Annotated in this window: 14 protein-coding genes; 12 read left to right on the top strand and 2 right to left on the bottom strand. The window is 46.4% G+C overall.

Features of this window, described 5'->3' with window-relative positions; all coding sequences use genetic code 11:
* Positions 1–109: 109 nt before the first annotated feature.
* Both L5M18_RS02435 and L5M18_RS02430 read left to right on the top strand, forming a co-directional pair.
* Positions 110–1,549, top strand: a complete 1,440-nt coding sequence (locus tag L5M18_RS02435) for a PLP-dependent aminotransferase family protein (RefSeq protein ID WP_263195856.1) — start codon at positions 110–112, stop codon at positions 1,547–1,549.
* 123 nt (positions 1,550–1,672) lie between these two features.
* Positions 1,673–2,971 (top strand): O-acetylhomoserine aminocarboxypropyltransferase/cysteine synthase family protein, encoded by a 1,299-nt coding sequence (locus tag L5M18_RS02430; RefSeq protein WP_131523875.1) that lies wholly within the window; start codon positions 1,673–1,675, stop codon positions 2,969–2,971.
* Positions 2,972–3,091: 120 nt separating this feature from the next.
* On the opposite strand, the gene L5M18_RS02425 is transcribed toward L5M18_RS02430, so the two are convergent.
* Entirely contained in the window at positions 3,092–6,322 is a 3,231-nt protein-coding gene (locus tag L5M18_RS02425) for a DUF2339 domain-containing protein (protein ID WP_263195855.1), read from the bottom strand.
* 212 nt (positions 6,323–6,534) lie between these two features.
* Positions 6,535–7,671 (bottom strand): methyltransferase, encoded by a 1,137-nt coding sequence (locus tag L5M18_RS02420; protein ID WP_263195854.1) that lies wholly within the window; start codon positions 7,669–7,671, stop codon positions 6,535–6,537.
* An 83-nt stretch (positions 7,672–7,754) separates the two neighbouring features.
* Between L5M18_RS02420 and L5M18_RS02415 the strand changes: the two genes are divergently transcribed.
* The 10 genes from L5M18_RS02415 to nqrE all read left to right on the top strand — a co-directional run bounded on the left by L5M18_RS02415 (position 7,755) and on the right by nqrE (position 18,071).
* Positions 7,755–8,369, top strand: a complete 615-nt coding sequence (locus tag L5M18_RS02415; RefSeq protein ID WP_263195853.1) for an alpha-ketoglutarate-dependent dioxygenase AlkB family protein — start codon at positions 7,755–7,757, stop codon at positions 8,367–8,369.
* 152 nt (positions 8,370–8,521) lie between these two features.
* Positions 8,522–8,842, top strand: a complete 321-nt coding sequence (locus tag L5M18_RS02410; RefSeq protein WP_028761572.1) for a BolA family protein — start codon at positions 8,522–8,524, stop codon at positions 8,840–8,842.
* 253 nt (positions 8,843–9,095) lie between these two features.
* On the top strand, positions 9,096–10,214 hold the full coding sequence (locus tag L5M18_RS02405; protein WP_263195852.1) for a TRAP transporter substrate-binding protein: 1,119 nt from the start codon (positions 9,096–9,098) through the stop codon (positions 10,212–10,214).
* Between the two features lie 166 nt (positions 10,215–10,380).
* A complete protein-coding gene (luxS, locus tag L5M18_RS02400; protein WP_028761570.1) occupies positions 10,381–10,890 on the top strand; it encodes an S-ribosylhomocysteine lyase in 510 nt (169 codons plus the stop codon).
* A 164-nt stretch (positions 10,891–11,054) separates the two neighbouring features.
* Positions 11,055–13,109 (top strand): TonB-dependent receptor domain-containing protein, encoded by a 2,055-nt coding sequence (locus L5M18_RS02395; protein WP_263195851.1) that lies wholly within the window; start codon positions 11,055–11,057, stop codon positions 13,107–13,109.
* Between the two features lie 401 nt (positions 13,110–13,510).
* Entirely contained in the window at positions 13,511–14,845 is a 1,335-nt protein-coding gene (locus tag L5M18_RS02390; protein ID WP_028761568.1) for a Na(+)-translocating NADH-quinone reductase subunit A, read from the top strand.
* Positions 14,845–16,044, top strand: a complete 1,200-nt coding sequence (locus L5M18_RS02385) for an NADH:ubiquinone reductase (Na(+)-transporting) subunit B (protein WP_105250021.1) — start codon at positions 14,845–14,847, stop codon at positions 16,042–16,044. Before L5M18_RS02390 ends, L5M18_RS02385 begins: the two co-directional genes overlap by 1 nt.
* Positions 16,037–16,825, top strand: coding sequence for a Na(+)-translocating NADH-quinone reductase subunit C (locus L5M18_RS02380; RefSeq protein WP_028761566.1), 789 nt, complete (start codon positions 16,037–16,039; stop codon positions 16,823–16,825). Before L5M18_RS02385 ends, L5M18_RS02380 begins: the two co-directional genes overlap by 8 nt.
* On the top strand, positions 16,825–17,457 hold the full coding sequence (locus L5M18_RS02375; RefSeq protein WP_006080467.1) for an NADH:ubiquinone reductase (Na(+)-transporting) subunit D: 633 nt from the start codon (positions 16,825–16,827) through the stop codon (positions 17,455–17,457). Before L5M18_RS02380 ends, L5M18_RS02375 begins: the two co-directional genes overlap by 1 nt.
* A gap of 5 nt (positions 17,458–17,462) precedes the next feature.
* Positions 17,463–18,071, top strand: coding sequence for an NADH:ubiquinone reductase (Na(+)-transporting) subunit E (nqrE, locus tag L5M18_RS02370; protein ID WP_006080469.1), 609 nt, complete (start codon positions 17,463–17,465; stop codon positions 18,069–18,071).
* The last annotated feature ends 26 nt before the right edge of the window (positions 18,072–18,097 follow it).

The following is an 18,097-nucleotide window of genomic DNA, read 5'->3' as shown; positions in this document are numbered from 1 at the left end:
CGCGTGCACTGAGCCCTAAATTGGCTCGACGGTGAAAGCTTGTGTGCTATTAGACCATGGGATATGCTAGCTATAACAGACACAGAATATCTTGGCTTGGCTATAACAGATGACGAAGTACGAGCAGTTAGCGCAGGAATTAAAGACACGAATAGCCCAAGGTGTCTGGCAGGCGGGGGACAAGTTGCCGTCGCTGCGTCAAACTGTGGCCGATTCGGGCTTGAGTCTGATGACAGTACTCAATGCCTATCAGTTATTGGAAAGCCAAGGCGTGATCTCGGCGCAGGCTAAGTCTGGCTATTTAGTGGCGCCAAAGCCGGAATTAATCGCGCGGCAGGGAGAAGCCTTTCGTTATCCCGAGCGACAAAAGCCGATTTATCTTTCCGATAGCGTGGATATTAATGAGTTTGTATTCAATGTTCTGCAGGCTTCAAAGCAGGCGGATATAGTGCCCTTTGGCTCAGGATTTCCCGATCCTAGTTTATTCCCGCAACAAGCACTGGCGCGATCTTTGGTTAAGGTGACTCGGCACATGTCACCTTCTTTTGCCGCCGATAATTTACCGCCAGGCAATGCGGGATTGCGTAAGGCTATCTCCCAACGTTATGCCAAATTGGGCATGAGCATTTCGCCCGACGAAATCATCATTACCTCGGGTGCCATGGAGGCGCTCAACTTGAGCTTAGCGACGCTGACTCAAGCGGGTGATTGGGTTGTCATTGAATCACCGACCTTTTATGGCGCGATGCAAGCCATTGAACGGCTTAAACTCAGGGCGATTGCGGTCGCGACCGATCCACAACAGGGGATTGATCTCGAGGCGCTGGCAGAAGTGTTAAATACCTATCCAGTGAAAGCCTGCTGGTTGATGAGCCAACATCAAAATCCCTTAGGTTGCAGCTTATCGGATGCTAAAAAACAGGCGCTTTATCAGCTACTAAATGAGCATAAAGTCAGTTTGATTGAGGATGATGTTTATCAAGAACTCTATGTCGACTCCAGCGCGCCAAGGCCAGTAAAAGCCTTCGATACCGAAGGACGGGTGTTGCACTGCGGCTCATTTTCTAAGTCTTTGATTGCTGGTTATCGTGTCGGCTGGGTGGCGGCGGGATGCCATGCACCGCAGTTACAACGTTTACAAGTCATGTCGACGTTATCGACCAGTGCGCCGATGCAGCTCGCCATCGCCGATTTTATTCAGTCGGCGCAATATGAACGGCATTTGAAACAGTTACGTAAAAAGTTAGCCAGCCGTAAATTGGCCATGTATCAATTATTGTGCGCGCATCTGCCCGAATCTGTGGGGGTCAACTTTGCGCAGGGCGGCTATTTTCTCTGGTTAGCGCTGCCAGCACATATGGATGCTACACAAATTTATTATCAGGCGATTGAGCGTGGGATCAGTATTGCACCCGGAAATCTCTTTAGTAATCAGGTCGAATTCCGCCATTTTATGCGTTTGAATACCTCATACGAGTGCTCTCCAGAGATAGTCTCAGCGGTCGTGGTGCTGGCCGAACTTATCCGCAACAATTTGCGCCGAAGTTAAAGGCTGTGGTTAAAAAGTTTTAGACTTCTAGATGTCTATCTGTTAGCTTGTTGAACATGCACAAATCTTGTGCAATTCTCAATGTCGATTGAATACTGGGCTGCTACGGATAAGGAAGGGAAAATGAAATTAGAGTCACTGGCATTACACCACGGTTATGAGTCAGAAGCGACCACGAAGGCGGCCGCAGTACCTATCTATCAAACGACCTCTTATACCTTCGATGATACCCAGCATGGTGCTGATTTATTTGACTTAAAAGTCGCTGGCAATATTTATACTCGGATAATGAATCCTACTACTAGCGTGCTAGAGCAACGTCTGGCGGCCATTGAAGGTGGCATAGGTGCGCTGGCCGTAGCATCGGGTATGGCGGCGATTACCTATGCGATTCAAGCCTTGACTCAAGTTGGCGATAACATCGTCAGCACCAGTCAGCTCTATGGTGGCACTTATAATCTGTTTGCCCATACATTGCCGCGCCAAGGCGTTGAAGTGCGCATGGCGGCCTTCGATGATTTTGAAGGCCTCGATGAGCTGATCGATGACAAAACTAAGGCCTTGTTCTGCGAATCGATTGGTAATCCTGCCGGCAATATTGTCGATTTACAACGTTTAGCCGAGATTGCCCATAAGCATGGCGTGCCTTTAATTGTCGATAATACGGTCGCGACTCCAGTGTTATGTCGCCCCTTTGAGCATGGCGCCGATATCGTTATTCATTCTTTAACTAAATACATTGGTGGCCATGGCACAACGATTGGCGGCGTGATTATCGATTCAGGCAAGTTCGATTGGGTGGCGAATAAGGAAAGATTTGCCTTACTCAATCAAGCTGATCCTTCCTACCACGGCGTGGTTTACACAGAAGCCTTTGGTCCTGCTGCATTTATTGGTCGTTGCCGTGTAGTACCGCTGCGAAATACCGGCGCTGCACTGTCACCGCACAGTGCATTTTTACTGTTGCAAGGCCTTGAAACCTTAAGCCTTAGAATGGAGCGCCATTGCTCGAATGCCTTGGCATTAGCGGAATATCTGGTGTTGCATCCGGCGGTCAGTTGGGTGAACTACGGCGCCTTGCCGAGCAGCCCTTATCAGGATAATTGCCACAAGATCACTGGCGGAAAAGCTTCTGGGATCATCAGCTTTGGGATTAAAGCGGCCACAGCAGAAGAAGGTAAGCTTGCTGGCGGACGTTTTATCGATGCACTGCAGATGATCCTGCGTTTAGTGAACATTGGGGATGCGAAATCCTTGGCCTGCCACCCTGCGAGCACTACGCACAGACAGCTCGATGCCGATGAACTGGCAAGGGCTGGCGTGTCTGAGGATCTTATCCGTATCTCGGTTGGGATTGAGCATATCGACGACATCATTAATGATGTGGCGCAGGCGCTCGATAAGGCACTGGCGAGCAAATAGCTCGTATCGAATAGTCCATATTACATAACCGATACCTCATCGCTTTATTAAATCGTTAACAGTAAAAAGCCGCCATCGATTCAATTTGATGGCGGCTTTTTTAGTGCTTTAAAAACGATGTTAATCTTGCTGTAGTCGATTTCTCGCCTTCTGATAGAAGTAAGAAACAGTCAGCAAAATGACCCCGATCAGCATAAAGGCAATCACCTTTTGCACTAGCTCGAAGGACGCCATATCCAGTAATAGCACTTTAAGCGTCGATAAGGTAAATAGCCCAGCAGCGAGGCGGATCATATCGGCATTTTGTGGTTTTAAGCTGATAAACATCAACACACTGCCATGGATAACCAATAAAATCGCGCTGAGTGGGGCGGCAATCATGTTATCGAAGCTATAACTCCACATGAAGTAACTCAAGGCGAGTAACAGATGCCAACCCCACTTAAGTCCTTGTAAAGGTAAGATGCGTCTATGCAAGCGTATTGCTGCACCGTGCTGCAAGATAAGCCTTGCTAGGAGCGCCAGTGATAAAAACTCGATTAACATAAACGAGGCATTATCACGATTAAGCCCGAGTGTTAGCTCAAAATGCAACATGATGGGCAACAGGGCTAAGCCTAAAGTGAGGCCATAGGCGAGATGATAGCTTTCCTTTATTGCGGCTTGGATTTCGGCTGCGAGGGGGAATTTTGCGCTATATGAGGTTTGGCCTACAGATGCCTGACTTACACCTCTCAGGCTTAAACCTCTTTGGATTAGCAATGCAAAATAACCACTTAAGGCTAATGCTGTCATGGCTATTCCTACTAGCTCAGAATGATTAAAGCCATAAACGATCACGGCCAATACCAGTGCAAAGTAATAAGGGCTCAATTGCCATTGTAGTTGCAGTAAGGGGCGCCAATGCTCGGGTAATTGGCGATAACGAAGCAGTGTGAAGCCCATAAAGAGGGCGCCAACGGCTAGCGCCGCGAGTCCTTGCCAAGCGTGAATAAGGCATAGCGAGGCTGTCATCAGAACCGCTAGCCAAGTGAGGATTTTGGCTTCTATATTCAAACTCTTATGTTTAACAAAGTAGGCTAAACCTAGGCTCATAAAGGTGCTCAGCCAGAGTGCAATAGCGGTATATTCCCAATGGTTGCGGATGACTTTGGGCAGCAGAATAAGCGGCAGCAGCAAATAGCAGAAGATTTGCATCGTATAAGCGGCTTTGGCAAATAAGGCATCTTTATAGTGGCGACGATACCAATAATGGGCCAAGAGTAGGACGATAAATAACTCAAACCGTGCCAGTTTTGCCATAAGCGGCTGGGCGCTAAAGCTAAAACTGCCTGTGAGCGTTATGCCTTCAACAACCTTAAACAGCAGCGGCAATAGTAAGAGCCAAGCAGCAAACTCGCTGATAACGAGTCTGTCCTTTGCGCTCAAATACAGCAGTAATAGGCTGACCAGTGGCAAGATAGCGAGATAGTAATCGCTGCTCAAAAGGTAAGCCGCGAGGATAATTATCGCCACATAAAAACCGCTTAATAGCTCTTTTAACACTCTGTTTAGCTGACTTTCTAGGGTCGAAAGTAACGTATGATGGAGTGTTAATAGCCGAATCACTAAGACTAAGGCGGCGCAACTTAAGGCCAGTGCTAACAGTGGAAAGCCAAAAGCTGACAAGGGAGAAATTGGCGCCCCATCGATAAAGCTTGATGCTAAAAGGCTCATGCCCGTCAGTACACTAGACGCATTGAGCCCTAATCCCATCAGCAGCAATACATAGGCTTCGGCGCGAACGGAAATCAGTTCTTCTTTGGTGCCAATCCACAAGAGTAATAAGGCTTCGAGCAGTAATACTAATCCAAGGAAATCGTGGCTGAGTAAATACAGTGCGGCAAATCCCGCAAAACTTCCTGCAAAGACTAACAATAAGCCGCTGCGGGCTTTTTCTAGATTGCCTGTGCGCTTCCAATAGAGGGCTGCGCAAATCAGTGCGTTGGCCGCAAAGATTTCCCCTGCGAACTCAGTAAATTGCGTCAACTCTAATAACACAAAGGCGAGCAATGCTATCGGTAGGGCGAGTATGCGATGGCTCAGTGCATTATGTTTTTCATCATGATGGGTAAACTGCTTGGTAAATAGTAGGCCTGTGATGCCGTAGAGGTAAAAGAACGCATTAATACTGATAAATGCGAGCAGACTGACGCCGCCAACGTCACTGAGTGGCAATTCAATGAAATGGCTAAAAGCTTCGATGCAGCCTATGTGCAACAGGGCGGTGATTTCCAGTAGCAGCGGCCACTTAAGTTTGCGACTCTGGGCAAGGGCGCCGGCACCAATAAGCAGTAAATAAGGCAGATACAATAGCGGCGCATAGCTTTGGGATAACAGCATCATAGGCGCGGTCGAGCCACCGACTAAGGCGATCACGGCGATCACTTTGGCATCTAAGCGCATCGACAGGCCATAACCTGCCAAAGTGATCAATAACAGTAAGATAAAACTCGCGCTATTGGGAATTAACTCAAAATACGGCCCAATAAAGTACGCGCAGAGATAATTAAGTATGAGTCCGAGTCCGACAATACCTGAGCCAAAATCCGCCATACCCGCGCGTTTTTGGCGAATAAAAATCCCGCCCACTATGATAGCGTTCGCGCTGGCAAACCCGAGTAGCGCTTTGCCAAGTTCTGAAAACCAATGGTTGATTGAATATTGCAGTAAATAACCAAAGCCTAAGGTCAGGGTGATGATCCCTGCGACAGTCATTAAAAAGACAGGTCCTAATCCCTTAGCCTGATAATGATGGTAGAAAGATTTGACTTGCTCGTTGACTGCCGCAAAGGGTGCCATGACGGCCGCGAGTCCTTGGGATAGCAACTCATCAAATTGACTCGCCGCTTGCACGCTTGCCTGCAATTTGACTTCATCACTCAGCTGTTGATTTTGCGCTTGAGAAAGGTGTTCGGTTTTAGCTGTTTGCTCTGTCGAGGTATTTTTCGTTTTTCTTTGCCAAGGGTCTTCTTGCCAAGGTTCATTTGGTATAGGGCCTTGCTGCCATGGGTTGGGTTCTGCTGGGGCTGGCTCTACGGAAGCTGGCTCAAGGGTTGGTGTTTGTGCCGCATAGGTTAATGTAGGCGCGTTATCGGCGGCGGTGAGCACAGATGCAATTGATGAAGCATTCGCTGCCATATTCAGAGTGGTTTCAGCTGCGTCTTCAGTCGCAATTTGCTGACTTAACGTCTCGAGCTTAGTGGAGAATTCTGCTAATTGACGACCGAGCGAAGATTGCTGCGATAAATGCAGCGATTGTAACTGTGCCAGCTCAGCTTTTAGTTGGGCAACGTCATCCTTTAACGGCATATCTCATTCCTAAGTGTTTAAGTGCTTAACTCATAAACCTTTGTCGGCAAGAAGTGTACTTGTATGTGTATTTTTCGGCTAGTTGTTGTTGATTTTTAGGAAATCTCCGACTGCTACTTTTCCAACATGTCATTGCTCAGCATAAAAAGAGCCCTGTATAAAAAAGAGCCAAACATTGCTGGCTCTCATTTAACGTGTCAATTTCGATGAGGTTATTTTTTCTGTGCCTGCAGGATCACAAATTTACCGTTGGAGGCGACTGTGGTGCAGTTCTTAAATAAGCGCTGTAATTTTACATGGTAAGCCAGATGACGGTTGCCGACGATATGTAAGATCCCCCCCTCTTTTAAGCGGCGGCGAGCGTCTAAAAACATCTGCCACGCGATATGATCGGTAATGGCTTCACCTTGATGGAAGGGCGGATTACACAGCACCAGATCCGGTTGAACATCATCGGGCAGATGCGTCATGCAGTCGTCCCAATAGAAGTGGCCTTTATCTGTCGGTAATTGATTACGAGCCCAGTTTGCCTTGGCTGATGCGACCGCCATTTCAGAATCGTCGATAAAGTGAATGTCAGCCTCTGGGAATAACTGGGCGGTGCGTAACCCCAGAACGCCATTGCCACAGCCGAGATCAACAATCGACTTAAAATCCCCTTTGGGCAGATTCTCTAGCATGATGCGTGCGCCAATATCGAGTTTGTTGGCGGCAAACACATTACTTAAATTGCTGATCTCAAGTTGATATTCGGGTACGGCCCAAGTCACTTCTTTGGCTAATAGTCTTGGTTTACCATCACTGACACAGGTGATCACTCGGGTGTTTTTCCACGCTAAACTGGCGCTTGCGGGGCCTAAATGCTTAGCAAAGATGTCGAGTAAGGCGCCATTAATCGATTTGGATTTGGCGGCCACTAATACACGAGTGCCTGCGGGTAACACTTGCGACAAGCGCGTTAGCTGGTGAGCAAAGTAGCTTAAGTTCTTAGGCAACTTCATCAATACTAAGGCTAAGTTTTCTGGCAAGGTATCGCGGCTGGTAAACCATTGCAGATTATCCATTGGCAACTGATTGCGGCCATGGTTTTGTTCGGTGCCTAAAAAGCTGGTTCTGGCATCGGTTTCAACACACAGTGGCCAACTTGGATTCAATTTAGATAAACCGCAGCTTAAAGCGCCGAAACTGTCGTTGATAATGGCGGTTGGCACGGCGGCTTGCTCTGACTCAATAAGGCTTTTGAGTAAGTGTTCATCGGCGGCATCCCAAGCTTGAAGATTAGATTCCTGCTGAGCTGGATACCGTAAGAGTTCGAGTTCAACACCCGCTACTGAAAATTGTGTTGTCATGTGCCACACTGCGCCAATAAATTTAAGGCGCAGATTATCGCAGATTTCATGGCGCAGTGCGACGGCTCACATGGAGGACGTCAATGCAGCAAGGTAAGTTAGGGTTTGATACAGAGGGTGAGGCTCAAATTAAACCGCCCATCACCTTAGTGCGGGGTTATCTTAATGCTGAGCAGCAAGCGGCGCTAATGAAAGAAGCGCTGACCTATCCCTTAAGCCGCCCCGAAATCCAAGTCTTTGGTCAGCTTCACGCGATTCCTCGCCAGCAAGTGTGGTTTGGCGATTTGGGCTGCGACTATTTATATTCAGGACTGTTTATCCGCGCCTTACCTTGGCCTAAATATGCTCACAAGTTGAGGGATAAGTTAGCGCGGGATTATGGCTTGGAGAGCAATGGGGTATTAGTGAATCGCTACGCCGATGGTAAGGATTGTATGGGCGCCCACAGTGATGATGAACCTGAAATTGCTCAGGGGAGTCATATTGCTTCTATTACCTTAGGCGCCACGCGGGATTTTGTGCTTAAGCATAAGCACAGTCAAACCAAGTACAGCATAAGTTTGCACAGTGGCGATCTACTGATCATGCACTGGCCTATGCAAAGTGACTGGTTACACAGTTTGCCTAAACGTTTGAAAGTAAAAGAGCCGCGCTGGAACTACACCTTTAGACAACTTATCGTTAATTTCCATGGTTAATTGCCTCCCGCTAACTGCCTATGGTGAAGCACTGCGAAATATGACTGGATATAAAGTGGTAGGGCATCAACAAATTGAAAGCGTGAATTTGATCTTTTCAATTTGAAGCAGTACTCTGCGGCAACTGGATTTCCCCATTCTGAGACTCGAATATGTCCAATACTCATGTGCAGGGCACTGTGGCTAACACTATTTCGCAGAAATTAACCGAATGCTTTTCGCCGACCCATTTAGAAGTGATTAACGAAAGTAATCGTCACCATGTACCACCGAATTCAGAAACCCACTTTAAAGTTGTGCTGGTGAGCGAGCAGTTTGATGGCTTACGTTTATTAGCCCGTCATCGATTGGTCAACACTCACTTAGCCCATGAGTTAGCCAATGGCGTGCATGCTTTGTCTATTCACACTTTCACTCAAAATGAGTGGGATGCGAATGCACAAGTACCTAATACGCCAAATTGTCGCGGTTAATTAATCGCTCAATAATACTGTTTAGCTTAGATTTCAAGGCCACTCTTCATAGAGTGGCTTTTTGTTTTAGGCCAACTTAAGACCGTTTTTGGATTTGCCGACCTTAGTTTCTAGTTTCCCTACCTTAGTTTCTGTGTTAACAATATGTTTTATTTTAAGAGGTTGGGCGATGTGATTGTCGATACCCATCCTGAGTGTATTTCCATGTCAGTTGGATCCATGCGCTCGTTTGACATCAGGGAGACTATTAAAAATGCGTAAGTTAGGGAGTTTGTTTATCTCAGTGCTGCTGATGGGACTGAGCGGTTGTAACCCCGTCTCCAGTGATGCGCAAAGCGTAGCCGCTTCCCATGCCGCAACTGATGTTCCCCACGCTTTACCTGCTATTGAATGGCGTCTTGCAACCTCTTGGCCGAAAAACTTCCCCGGTTTAGGCATGGCTCCTGAGCGTTTTGCGCATTTAGTCGATGAAATGTCTAACGGTCGGTTAAAGATTAGCGTTTATGGTGCGGGTGAGTTGATGCCCGCTTTTGCCGTATTTGATGGTGTGAGTCAGGGTAAAATTCAAATGGCCCACTCCGCTTCTTTCTACTGGAGAGGAAAAGCGCCCGCAGCGCAGTTTTTTTCATCGATCCCCTTTGGTATGACCGCGCAGGAAATAAATGGCTGGCTTCACTATGGCGGTGGTATGGAGCTGTGGACTGATGTGTATCAACCCTTTGGTATTATTCCCCTCGCGGGAGGCAATACTGGGATGCAAATGGGTGGCTGGTTTAATAAACCCATCAATACTATTGCTGATTTTAAGGGATTGAAGGTCCGCATGCCGGGCTTAGGTGGTGAAGTGTTGAAACGCGTTGGTGCTGTACCTGTAAATATGGCGGGGCGTGAACTTTATGGTGCATTGCAAACGGGGGCGATTGATGCCGCAGAGTGGGTAGGGCCAGTGAATGATCTTGCCTTCGGTTTACATAAAGTGGCTAAGTACTACTATTACCCTGGTTGGCATGAGCCAGGTTCAAATATGGAATTCTTGATTAATACCGCTGCATTCGAGAGTTTACCTGAGGATTTACAGGCCATAGTCAGAGTTGCTGCGAGAGCCATTAACCAAGATATGCTCGATGAATACACGACCCGTAACGTGACCGCCCTTGAAACGTTAGTGAAGGGCGAAGGTGTGGAACTTAAAGCGTTTCCACCGAACGTGTTGTTGGAGCTTGAGAAAATCTCCAAACAAGTGATTGAAGACCAAGCGAATCAAGATCCCTTAATGCGAAAGGTATACGATGCCTATCACACGTATGAGCAAGGTGTGCGCCAGTACCATAAAATATCTGAGGATGCTTACAGTCAACAGCGTCAACACTAAATGATGGTTTTTTACTGCAAACTGTCACATTAGCATCTGATTTATATGAGATGATTTCATCTTAGATTATCTTGTTATCGGCGTAATTCATTTGGTGTTATGCTTGCAAGCCATAAATAGACAGTTACAGTGGCGTTGATGTCGCCCTGAGAATTTGGAGATCCCTATGCCATTACTTGATAGCTTTACCGTCGACCATACTCGGATGAATGCCCCTGCGGTTCGTATCGCTAAGCATATGAGCACGCCAAAGGGCGATGCCATTACGGTATTTGATTTACGTTTTTGCGCACCGAATAAAGAGATCCTCAGTGAGCGTGGTATTCATACTCTAGAGCATTTGTTCGCGGGTTTTATGCGTGACCATTTAAATGGCAGCGATGTTGAGATCATTGATATTTCGCCAATGGGATGTCGTACCGGTTTTTATATGAGTTTGATTGGTGAACCCACAGAGCGCCAAGTGGCCGATGCGTGGTTAGCCGCGATGGAAGATGTGCTTAAAGTGGTTGAGCAGTCTGAAATCCCTGAGCTGAACGAATACCAATGTGGTACGTATGAGATGCATTCATTAGAGCAAGCACAAGATATCGCCCGTAATATTATTGCTGCAGGCGTAAGTGTTAATCGTAATGACGATCTAAAATTAAGCGATGAAATTCTAGGTAACCTGTAATTGTTCGCACTCTTATAGTATGAGAGTGCTTCTTTAGTAAATTCAGTTTCCTGAAGTAAATAAGAGAAAGCGACGAGAGTCGCTTTTTTTTTCAAGTAAACTCAGCTATTTTACAAGTTAACAACAAAAACACCGTACGCTAACAAAGTTTTTGGGAGCTTGGTATGCCTAGTCGTTACTTCACTGTATCACTTTGTGCAATTTCTGTATCTCTTGCCTGTTCTAGCACAACGTTCGCCGATGATCTTCACAGTCAAATGCTTGAATTGAACAAGCTCAATGACACATTTCATTCAACGTCTAATCGTTTAGCGTTAGGTCAATTGACGGCTTTGACGGTTTTGCCTGCGGATCTGAGTGGAAATCCCGCGAGCATCAGCATGCGTAGCGCGACTCAAGGTATTGCGGTATTACAAGATAGAGTGTATTTCTCACCTGCGCCTTATTCTGCACCGCAATTACAACTCTTACCTAATCTGCTGCAACAACAGAGTGTTACTGCCGCCCCGATGGCAAATATGGCTGTCGGTGGGCAAGGTGCGTTTGGGGTGGTGAGTTATCAAACCTTACCTGTTGCTGAGCAGACCGAGAATAGTAAGGCGACTCTCGAGGGCAATACCGATTCAGACTACAGTGTCGATATGAATTGGGGAGTGAAGCAAAAAGAGTATGGCATGATACTCGCGGTTAATTATGCAGATAATAGCGGCGCAGATCACTTGCTCAATGGTCAAGACACAGACCACCAAACGACAGACATCTTATTTAAAATCAACGCCGCGAGTTTACTCGGCGCCAGAAGTCCACAGGTGACTGAGTTTACTTACCAGTTTCTCGATGATGATAGTTATCGCTCTCAGCTTGGGTTAACACAGGCCGATTGGCAACAAGATCCTATGAGTTTGTATTCGGCCACTGCGGCGGATAAACATCAGGGGCGACATCATAAGTACCAACTGTCTCACCAAGTTACCCTCAATGGTGGGCATAAGGTCACCACAGACTTTTACTACCAGTCTTATTCGCAGCAATTAAACCAACTCAATCAATTTGATGGGCAAATGCTCGATGCCCAGAGTCTTGCTGCGTTGGCCGCATTTGAACGTCAGCCGACAGTCGATGGCGTCGAACTGGCTTCTTTACAGCAAGACAATGATTTCAGCTCCTTTGGGGCACAAACTGAATCAGTGAATCAGTATGGTGCCCATCAAATTATCTATAGCGCCCGTTATCATACGGATAAAGCCGAGATGCACCTTGGCGATCAACAGAGTCTATGGCAGCAGAACTTGAGTTTAGTGAGTGATGCACCGAATGCATTATTGGCCTATACCGACGATGCAACAGCATTTACTTCGGCAATCGATTCTTTGTTTAATTGGGACGAATTACAGATAAAGCTCGCGCTTGCCTATGAACAAGTGAGCGTCAATCGCAAGGTCGATTTAGCTTATGTAGGACTGGATGCGGCTGATTTCTCCGACAGCGATTGGATGCCACAACTCGGTGTTTTATATGATGCTGGAGATTGGCGCTTTAGTACGGATATTCGCCGCTCATGGACCGCCGCAAGTGCGGGGAATCTTGAGCAAGAGGCGCAAGTATCATTGCAATATCAAGTCAGTGCCCAATATGCCAGTGAGCGTTTTACTGGAGGCATCAAAACTTATGTCCAAGATTTTGATAATCTTCATGTGAATTGTGATGCGTATACCCAATGCGCCGACAGTCGTTTGTGGGTTCAAGGCAATGTTGTGGATGTACTGACCAAAGGAGTTGAGCTGAATCTTGGCTACCAGTGGGATATCGGTAGTGTACAGTTACCATTAGTCTTAAATTATCAATATTCGAATTCGGAATATCAAACCAATAGCTGTAACGAAATCCAAGGTTGCGTTGTGGCTGGTGATAGAGTGGCTTGGTTACCTGAGCAGCAATTGCATTTTAGTGCTGGAATGAAATATGCCGAATATGAATTGAATGCAAATGTCTTTTATCAATCCGAGCGGGAAATGGGCCAATTTGGCGCTGAATTACAGCCTATCGCAGTACAATGGCGGGTAGATTTAGCGGCGAATTATCATTTTGATCGCCACCATGAGATTTATTTTAGGGTAGAAAATCTCTTAGATGAGACATTAGTTACGACAGCATCAAATAGCGGAATTCGATCGGAAAATGGACGTATTAGCTATTTAGGTTATCAATGGCGCTTTTAAATTGAGTTTTATTTTGTTTGAATTTAAATCAATTGAAACAAATAAGATCGATTTCGGCTGCGTTTAGTGGACGTTTCGACTTTTTGCTAAATTAAATCTTTAATTATTAATGCTATAGTACCCAGTGGCCGTAATATTCTCTCTTTCTGATCAGTCACTAGGTCGGAAGGCGAACGCCGTAGCGCATGATTCTTTTCAATCCGTATTTTAGGTTTGAAATCACCTATAATTTTCGTGGCGATGCCAAGTCAATTGGGGTAAAATGCGCGCGACCAGCGTGATTGCGATCGCATTTCTGTGATAAATCTGCGCTAGCTCAATGCAGTAGGTTTTGTTTAAAACCTAAGTATTTAGCAGGAACGCGGCGCATTGTCTTTCCTTCAAACGTAGTGCTTGTGGATATGATTACAATTAAGAAAGGATTGGAACTGCCTATAGCAGGCGGACCAGAGCAAGTTATCCATAATGGCCCAGCCATTAAACATGTAGCTACTTTGGGTGAAGAGTATATTGGCTTACGTCCAACGATGAAGATCAAAGTGGGCGATAAAGTACAAAAAGGCCAAGTTCTTTTTGAAGATAAGAAGAATTTAGGCGTTAAATATACGGCTTTAGCCAGTGGTACTATATTAGACATTAACCGGGGCGCCCAGCGTGTTCTGCAGTCTGTTGTCATTGAAGTGGAAGGAAACGACAGCGTTGCCTTTGCTAAATATGATGCCACTGCACTCGATACGCTCGACTCGCAGTTAGTCCGTGACAATCTGATTGAATCAGGTTTATGGACTGCTTTGCGTACTCGTCCTTTTAGCAAAGTTCCTGCTGTAGACTCTTCTGCTGCTGGTATTTTTGTAACCGCAATAGATACTCAACCTCTTGCCGCTGATCCCGTTGTGGTGATCCGTGAGCATAAAGAAGATTTTGCTAATGGTCTTAAGGTCTTAGCAAGACTTACTGACGGTAAAGTTTACCTTTGTAAAGCGCCTGGCGCTGATATTCCTGCCGCAAATGCCCAAGTTGAAGAATTTGCCGGTGTGCACCCTGCAGGATTAGTCGGTACTCACATTCACTTCTTATTGTCTGCCTCTGCAAAACGTACCGTTTGGCATATTGGTTACCAAGATGTAATAGCAATTGGTCAGCTATTTACGACGGGTGAACTCAATACCGAACGTGTTATTGCGATCGCAGGCCCTAAAGCGGCTAAGCCAAGACTCGTACGCACTGTTGTGGGCGCGAGCATGACTGAATTAACCGCAGGTGAAGCCTTAGATGGCAATGTTCGTCTGATTTCAGGCTCTGTTCTGAATGGTCGTACAGCCGTTGGCCCACAAGGGTATTTAGGTCGTTACCATGTTCAAGTAAGTCTGTTAGAAGAAGGTACAGAGAAAGAATTTTTAGGCTGGGTATTACCAGGCTCAGACAAATATTCTATCACTCGTGCATTCTTAGGACATCTTGCTCCTTCTCGTCTGTTCAGCATGACGACCAGTACAGGTGGTTCAGACCGCGCTATGGTGCCAATTGGTAACTATGAGCGTGTAATGCCATTGGACATTCTTCCTACTATGTTGTTGCGTGACTTGATTTCAGGTGACTTTGACGGTGCTGCTACTTTAGGCGCGTTAGAGTTAGATGAAGAAGATCTCGCACTGTGTACGTTCGTATGTCCAGGCAAGTATGACTACGGTTCATATCTGCGTGACTGTCTAGATACGATCGAGAGGGAAGGCTAATGAGCTTGAAAGATTTTTTCGAACGTATTGAACCCGACTTTGAAAAAGGCGGTAAATACGAAAAGTTTTATGCCCTATTCGAAGCGGCATACACGATTTTTTATACCCCAGGTAAAGTGAACAAGGGCAAAACTCATGTTCGCGATAACCTCGACCTAAAACGTATGATGATTACGGTTTGGGCTTGTGCTTTCCCAGCGATGTTCGTGGGTATGTACAACGTAGGTTTACAAGCTCAATTAGCTTTAGTGGCTGGTTTTGCTACCCCTGACGTATGGCAAGTGAGCTTGTTCAGCATGTTCGGTACCGAACTGACGGCAAACTCTGGCTGGCCTGCGCTGATGTGGTATGGCGCCTGTTTCTTCCTACCTATCTACGCGGTGACCTTTGCCGTCGGTGGTATCTGGGAAGTGCTGTTCGCCTCTATCCGTGGTCATGAAGTCAACGAAGGTTTCTTCGTTACCTCTATCCTGTTCGCTTTAACGCTGCCAGCAACTATACCATTATGGATGGTGGCGCTGGGTATTACCTTCGGTGTGGTCGTGGCGAAAGAAGTGTTCGGTGGTACAGGGCGTAACTTCTTAAACCCAGCACTAGCGGGTCGTGCCTTCTTGTTCTTCGCTTATCCGTTGAATATGTCAGGTGATACCTCATGGGTTGTGGCTGACGGTTACTCAGGTGCAACTGCACTGAGCCAAGCGGCGTCTGGCACTTTAGATTACGCCATTAACCAAAACTGGTGGGATGCGTTCTTCGGTTTCATTCCAGGTTCAGTGGGTGAAGTGTCTACATTAGCGATTCTGTTAGGTGGTTTGGTCATCATCTACACGCGTATCGCTTCATGGCGCATCGTTGGCGGTGTAATGGTGGGCATGATTGCCATTTCTACGCTGCTTAACGTTGTCGGTAGCGACACTAATCCAATGTTTGCAATGCCTTGGTACTGGCACTTAGTGTTAGGTGGTTTTGCGTTTGGCATGATGTTCATGGCGACAGACCCAGTGTCAGCGTCATTTACTAATCAAGCTAAATGGGCATACGGTATCTTGATCGGTGCAATGGCTGTGTTTATCCGCGTGATTAACCCTGCATTCCCTGAAGGCATGATGTTAGCAATTTTGTTTGCTAACTTGTTCGCGCCATTGTTCGACCACTTCGTGGTTCAGGCAAATATCAAGCGGAGGATTGCCCGTGGCTAGTAATAAAGATTCGTTCGGCAGAACCTTATTTATCGTCGTTGGCCTGTGTCTAATTTGTGCGATATTTGTGTCTACTGCAGCAGTGTTACTGAGACCGACTCAAGCAGAAAATAAACTGCTTGATAAGCAAAAGTACATTCTGGAAGCCGCTGGTCTTATCGATACTAAAGCGGGCAAAGTGACCAAAGCGCAAATTCTGGATACATACGGCAAACACATCGAAGCTAAACTGGTCGATTTGAAAACGGGTGCTTGGGTTGAGGGTGTTGATGCTGACACTTATGATCAACGTAAAGCGTCTCGTGATGTGAAAACCTCATTTGTACCTGAGAATGACATCGCTTCAGTGAAACGTGTTGCTGATAAGGCTGTGGTTTATCTTGTTCGTGACGGCCAAGGTAAATTAACCAGTGTCATTCTGCCAATCCATGGTTATGGCCTATGGTCTACTATGTATGCCTTCCTTGCTATGGATGCTGACCTAAACACAGTGCAAAGCTTAGTCTACTACGAGCACGGCGAAACGCCGGGCTTAGGTGGCGAAGTGCAAAATGCTCAGTGGAAAGCGAAATGGCATGGCAAAAAGTTATTTGATGAGCAAGGTAAACTCGCTATCAGCGTAACGAAAAACCCAACTGTTGCTAGCACTGAGTACGGTGTAGATGCATTATCTGGCGCAACCTTAACGAGTAACGGTGTACAACATTCACTGACATTCTGGTTGGGTAAAGAAGGTTTTGCGAGTTTCATTGAAAAAGCACGCAATGGAGGTCTCAACTAATGTCTGACGCTAAAGAACTGAAACAGGTTCTGACCGGACCTATAGTCAACAACAACCCGATTGCTTTACAAGTACTTGGTGTATGTAGTGCATTAGCGGTAACGAGCAAGCTCGAAACTGCACTGGTAATGGCGTTGGCGTTAACTGCGGTAACTGCGTTCTCGAACCTGTTTATCTCAATGATCCGTAATCATATTCCAAGCAGTGTGCGTATTATCGTACAGATGACCATTATTGCCTCTTTGGTAATCGTGGTTGACCAATTGCTGCAGGCTTATGCTTATCAGATCTCTAAGCAGCTGTCGGTATTCGTCGGTCTGATTATTACGAACTGTATCGTAATGGGTCGTGCCGAAGCCTACGCGATGAAAACACCGCCAATGATGAGCTTTATGGATGGTATCGGTAACGGTTTAGGTTACGGTGCGATTCTGTTAGCTGTTGGCTTCGTACGTGAACTGTTTGGTAACGGTTCTCTGTTCGGTGTTGAAATCCTGCACAAGATCTCTGATGGCGGCTGGTACCAACCAAACGGTCTGCTACTACTGCCTCCGAGTGCGTTCTTCCTGATCGGTGTTTTGATTTGGATTATTCGTACCTATAAGCCAGAGCAAGTTGAAGCAAAAGGGTAAGTGCGATGGAACATTATATTAGCCTGTTAATTCGCTCTGTTTTCATTGAAAACATGGCACTGGCCTTCTTCCTAGGTATGTGTACTTTCTTGGCTGTGTCTAAGAAAGTCACTACCGCCATGGGCCTAGGGATTGCGGTAGTTGTAGTGTTAACTATCTCTGTCCCAGCAAACCAAGTTATCTATCAAGGGCTGCTAGCTCCTGGTGCACTTGCTTGGGCTGGCGCACCTGAAGCTGACTTAAGCTTCTTGAAATTCATTACCTTTATCGGTGTGATTGCGGCTTTGGTTCAAATTCTGGAAATGGCACTGGACAAGTACTTTCCACCTTTGTACAACGCATTAGGTATTTTCTTACCTTTGATCACAGTGAACTGCGCAATTTTCGGTGCGGTATCATTCATGGTTGAGCGTGATTACAAGCTGGGCGAGAGTGTGGTGTTTGGTTTCGGCTCAGGAGTGGGTTGGGCATTAGCTATCGTATTGATGGCCGGTATCCGTGAGAAGCTGAAGTATGCCGACGTGCCTAACGGCCTACGTGGTTTAGGGATTACCTTTATCACCGCTGGTTTGATGGCCTTAGGTTTCATGTCGTTTTCAGGTGTGTCTCTGTAAGAGACACATAACGGCTTCTTGAATTG

The sequence above is a fragment of the Shewanella sp. SM20 genome (assembly GCF_025654545.1).
Taxonomy (GTDB): domain Bacteria; phylum Pseudomonadota; class Gammaproteobacteria; order Enterobacterales; family Shewanellaceae; genus Shewanella; species Shewanella oncorhynchi.
This window is presented reverse-complemented; position numbering and strand designations above follow the sequence as displayed.

Coding starts and splice junctions, on each gene's coding strand:
- L5M18_RS02390 (WP_028761568.1), top strand. CDS start 13,511: ATGATTACAATTAAGAAAGGATTGGAACTGCCTATAGCAGGCGGACCA.
- L5M18_RS02375 (WP_006080467.1), top strand. CDS start 16,825: ATGTCTGACGCTAAAGAACTGAAACAGGTTCTGACCGGACCTATAGTC.
- L5M18_RS02430 (WP_131523875.1), top strand. CDS start 1,673: ATGAAATTAGAGTCACTGGCATTACACCACGGTTATGAGTCAGAAGCG.
- L5M18_RS02395 (WP_263195851.1), top strand. CDS start 11,055: ATGCCTAGTCGTTACTTCACTGTATCACTTTGTGCAATTTCTGTATCT.
- L5M18_RS02405 (WP_263195852.1), top strand. CDS start 9,096: ATGCGTAAGTTAGGGAGTTTGTTTATCTCAGTGCTGCTGATGGGACTG.
- L5M18_RS02410 (WP_028761572.1), top strand. CDS start 8,522: ATGTCCAATACTCATGTGCAGGGCACTGTGGCTAACACTATTTCGCAG.
- nqrE (WP_006080469.1), top strand. CDS start 17,463: ATGGAACATTATATTAGCCTGTTAATTCGCTCTGTTTTCATTGAAAAC.
- L5M18_RS02385 (WP_105250021.1), top strand. CDS start 14,845: ATGAGCTTGAAAGATTTTTTCGAACGTATTGAACCCGACTTTGAAAAA.
- L5M18_RS02435 (WP_263195856.1), top strand. CDS start 110: ATGACGAAGTACGAGCAGTTAGCGCAGGAATTAAAGACACGAATAGCC.
- L5M18_RS02415 (WP_263195853.1), top strand. CDS start 7,755: ATGCAGCAAGGTAAGTTAGGGTTTGATACAGAGGGTGAGGCTCAAATT.
- luxS (WP_028761570.1), top strand. CDS start 10,381: ATGCCATTACTTGATAGCTTTACCGTCGACCATACTCGGATGAATGCC.
- L5M18_RS02420 (WP_263195854.1), bottom strand. CDS start 7,671: ATGACAACACAATTTTCAGTAGCGGGTGTTGAACTCGAACTCTTACGG.
- L5M18_RS02425 (WP_263195855.1), bottom strand. CDS start 6,322: ATGCCGTTAAAGGATGACGTTGCCCAACTAAAAGCTGAGCTGGCACAG.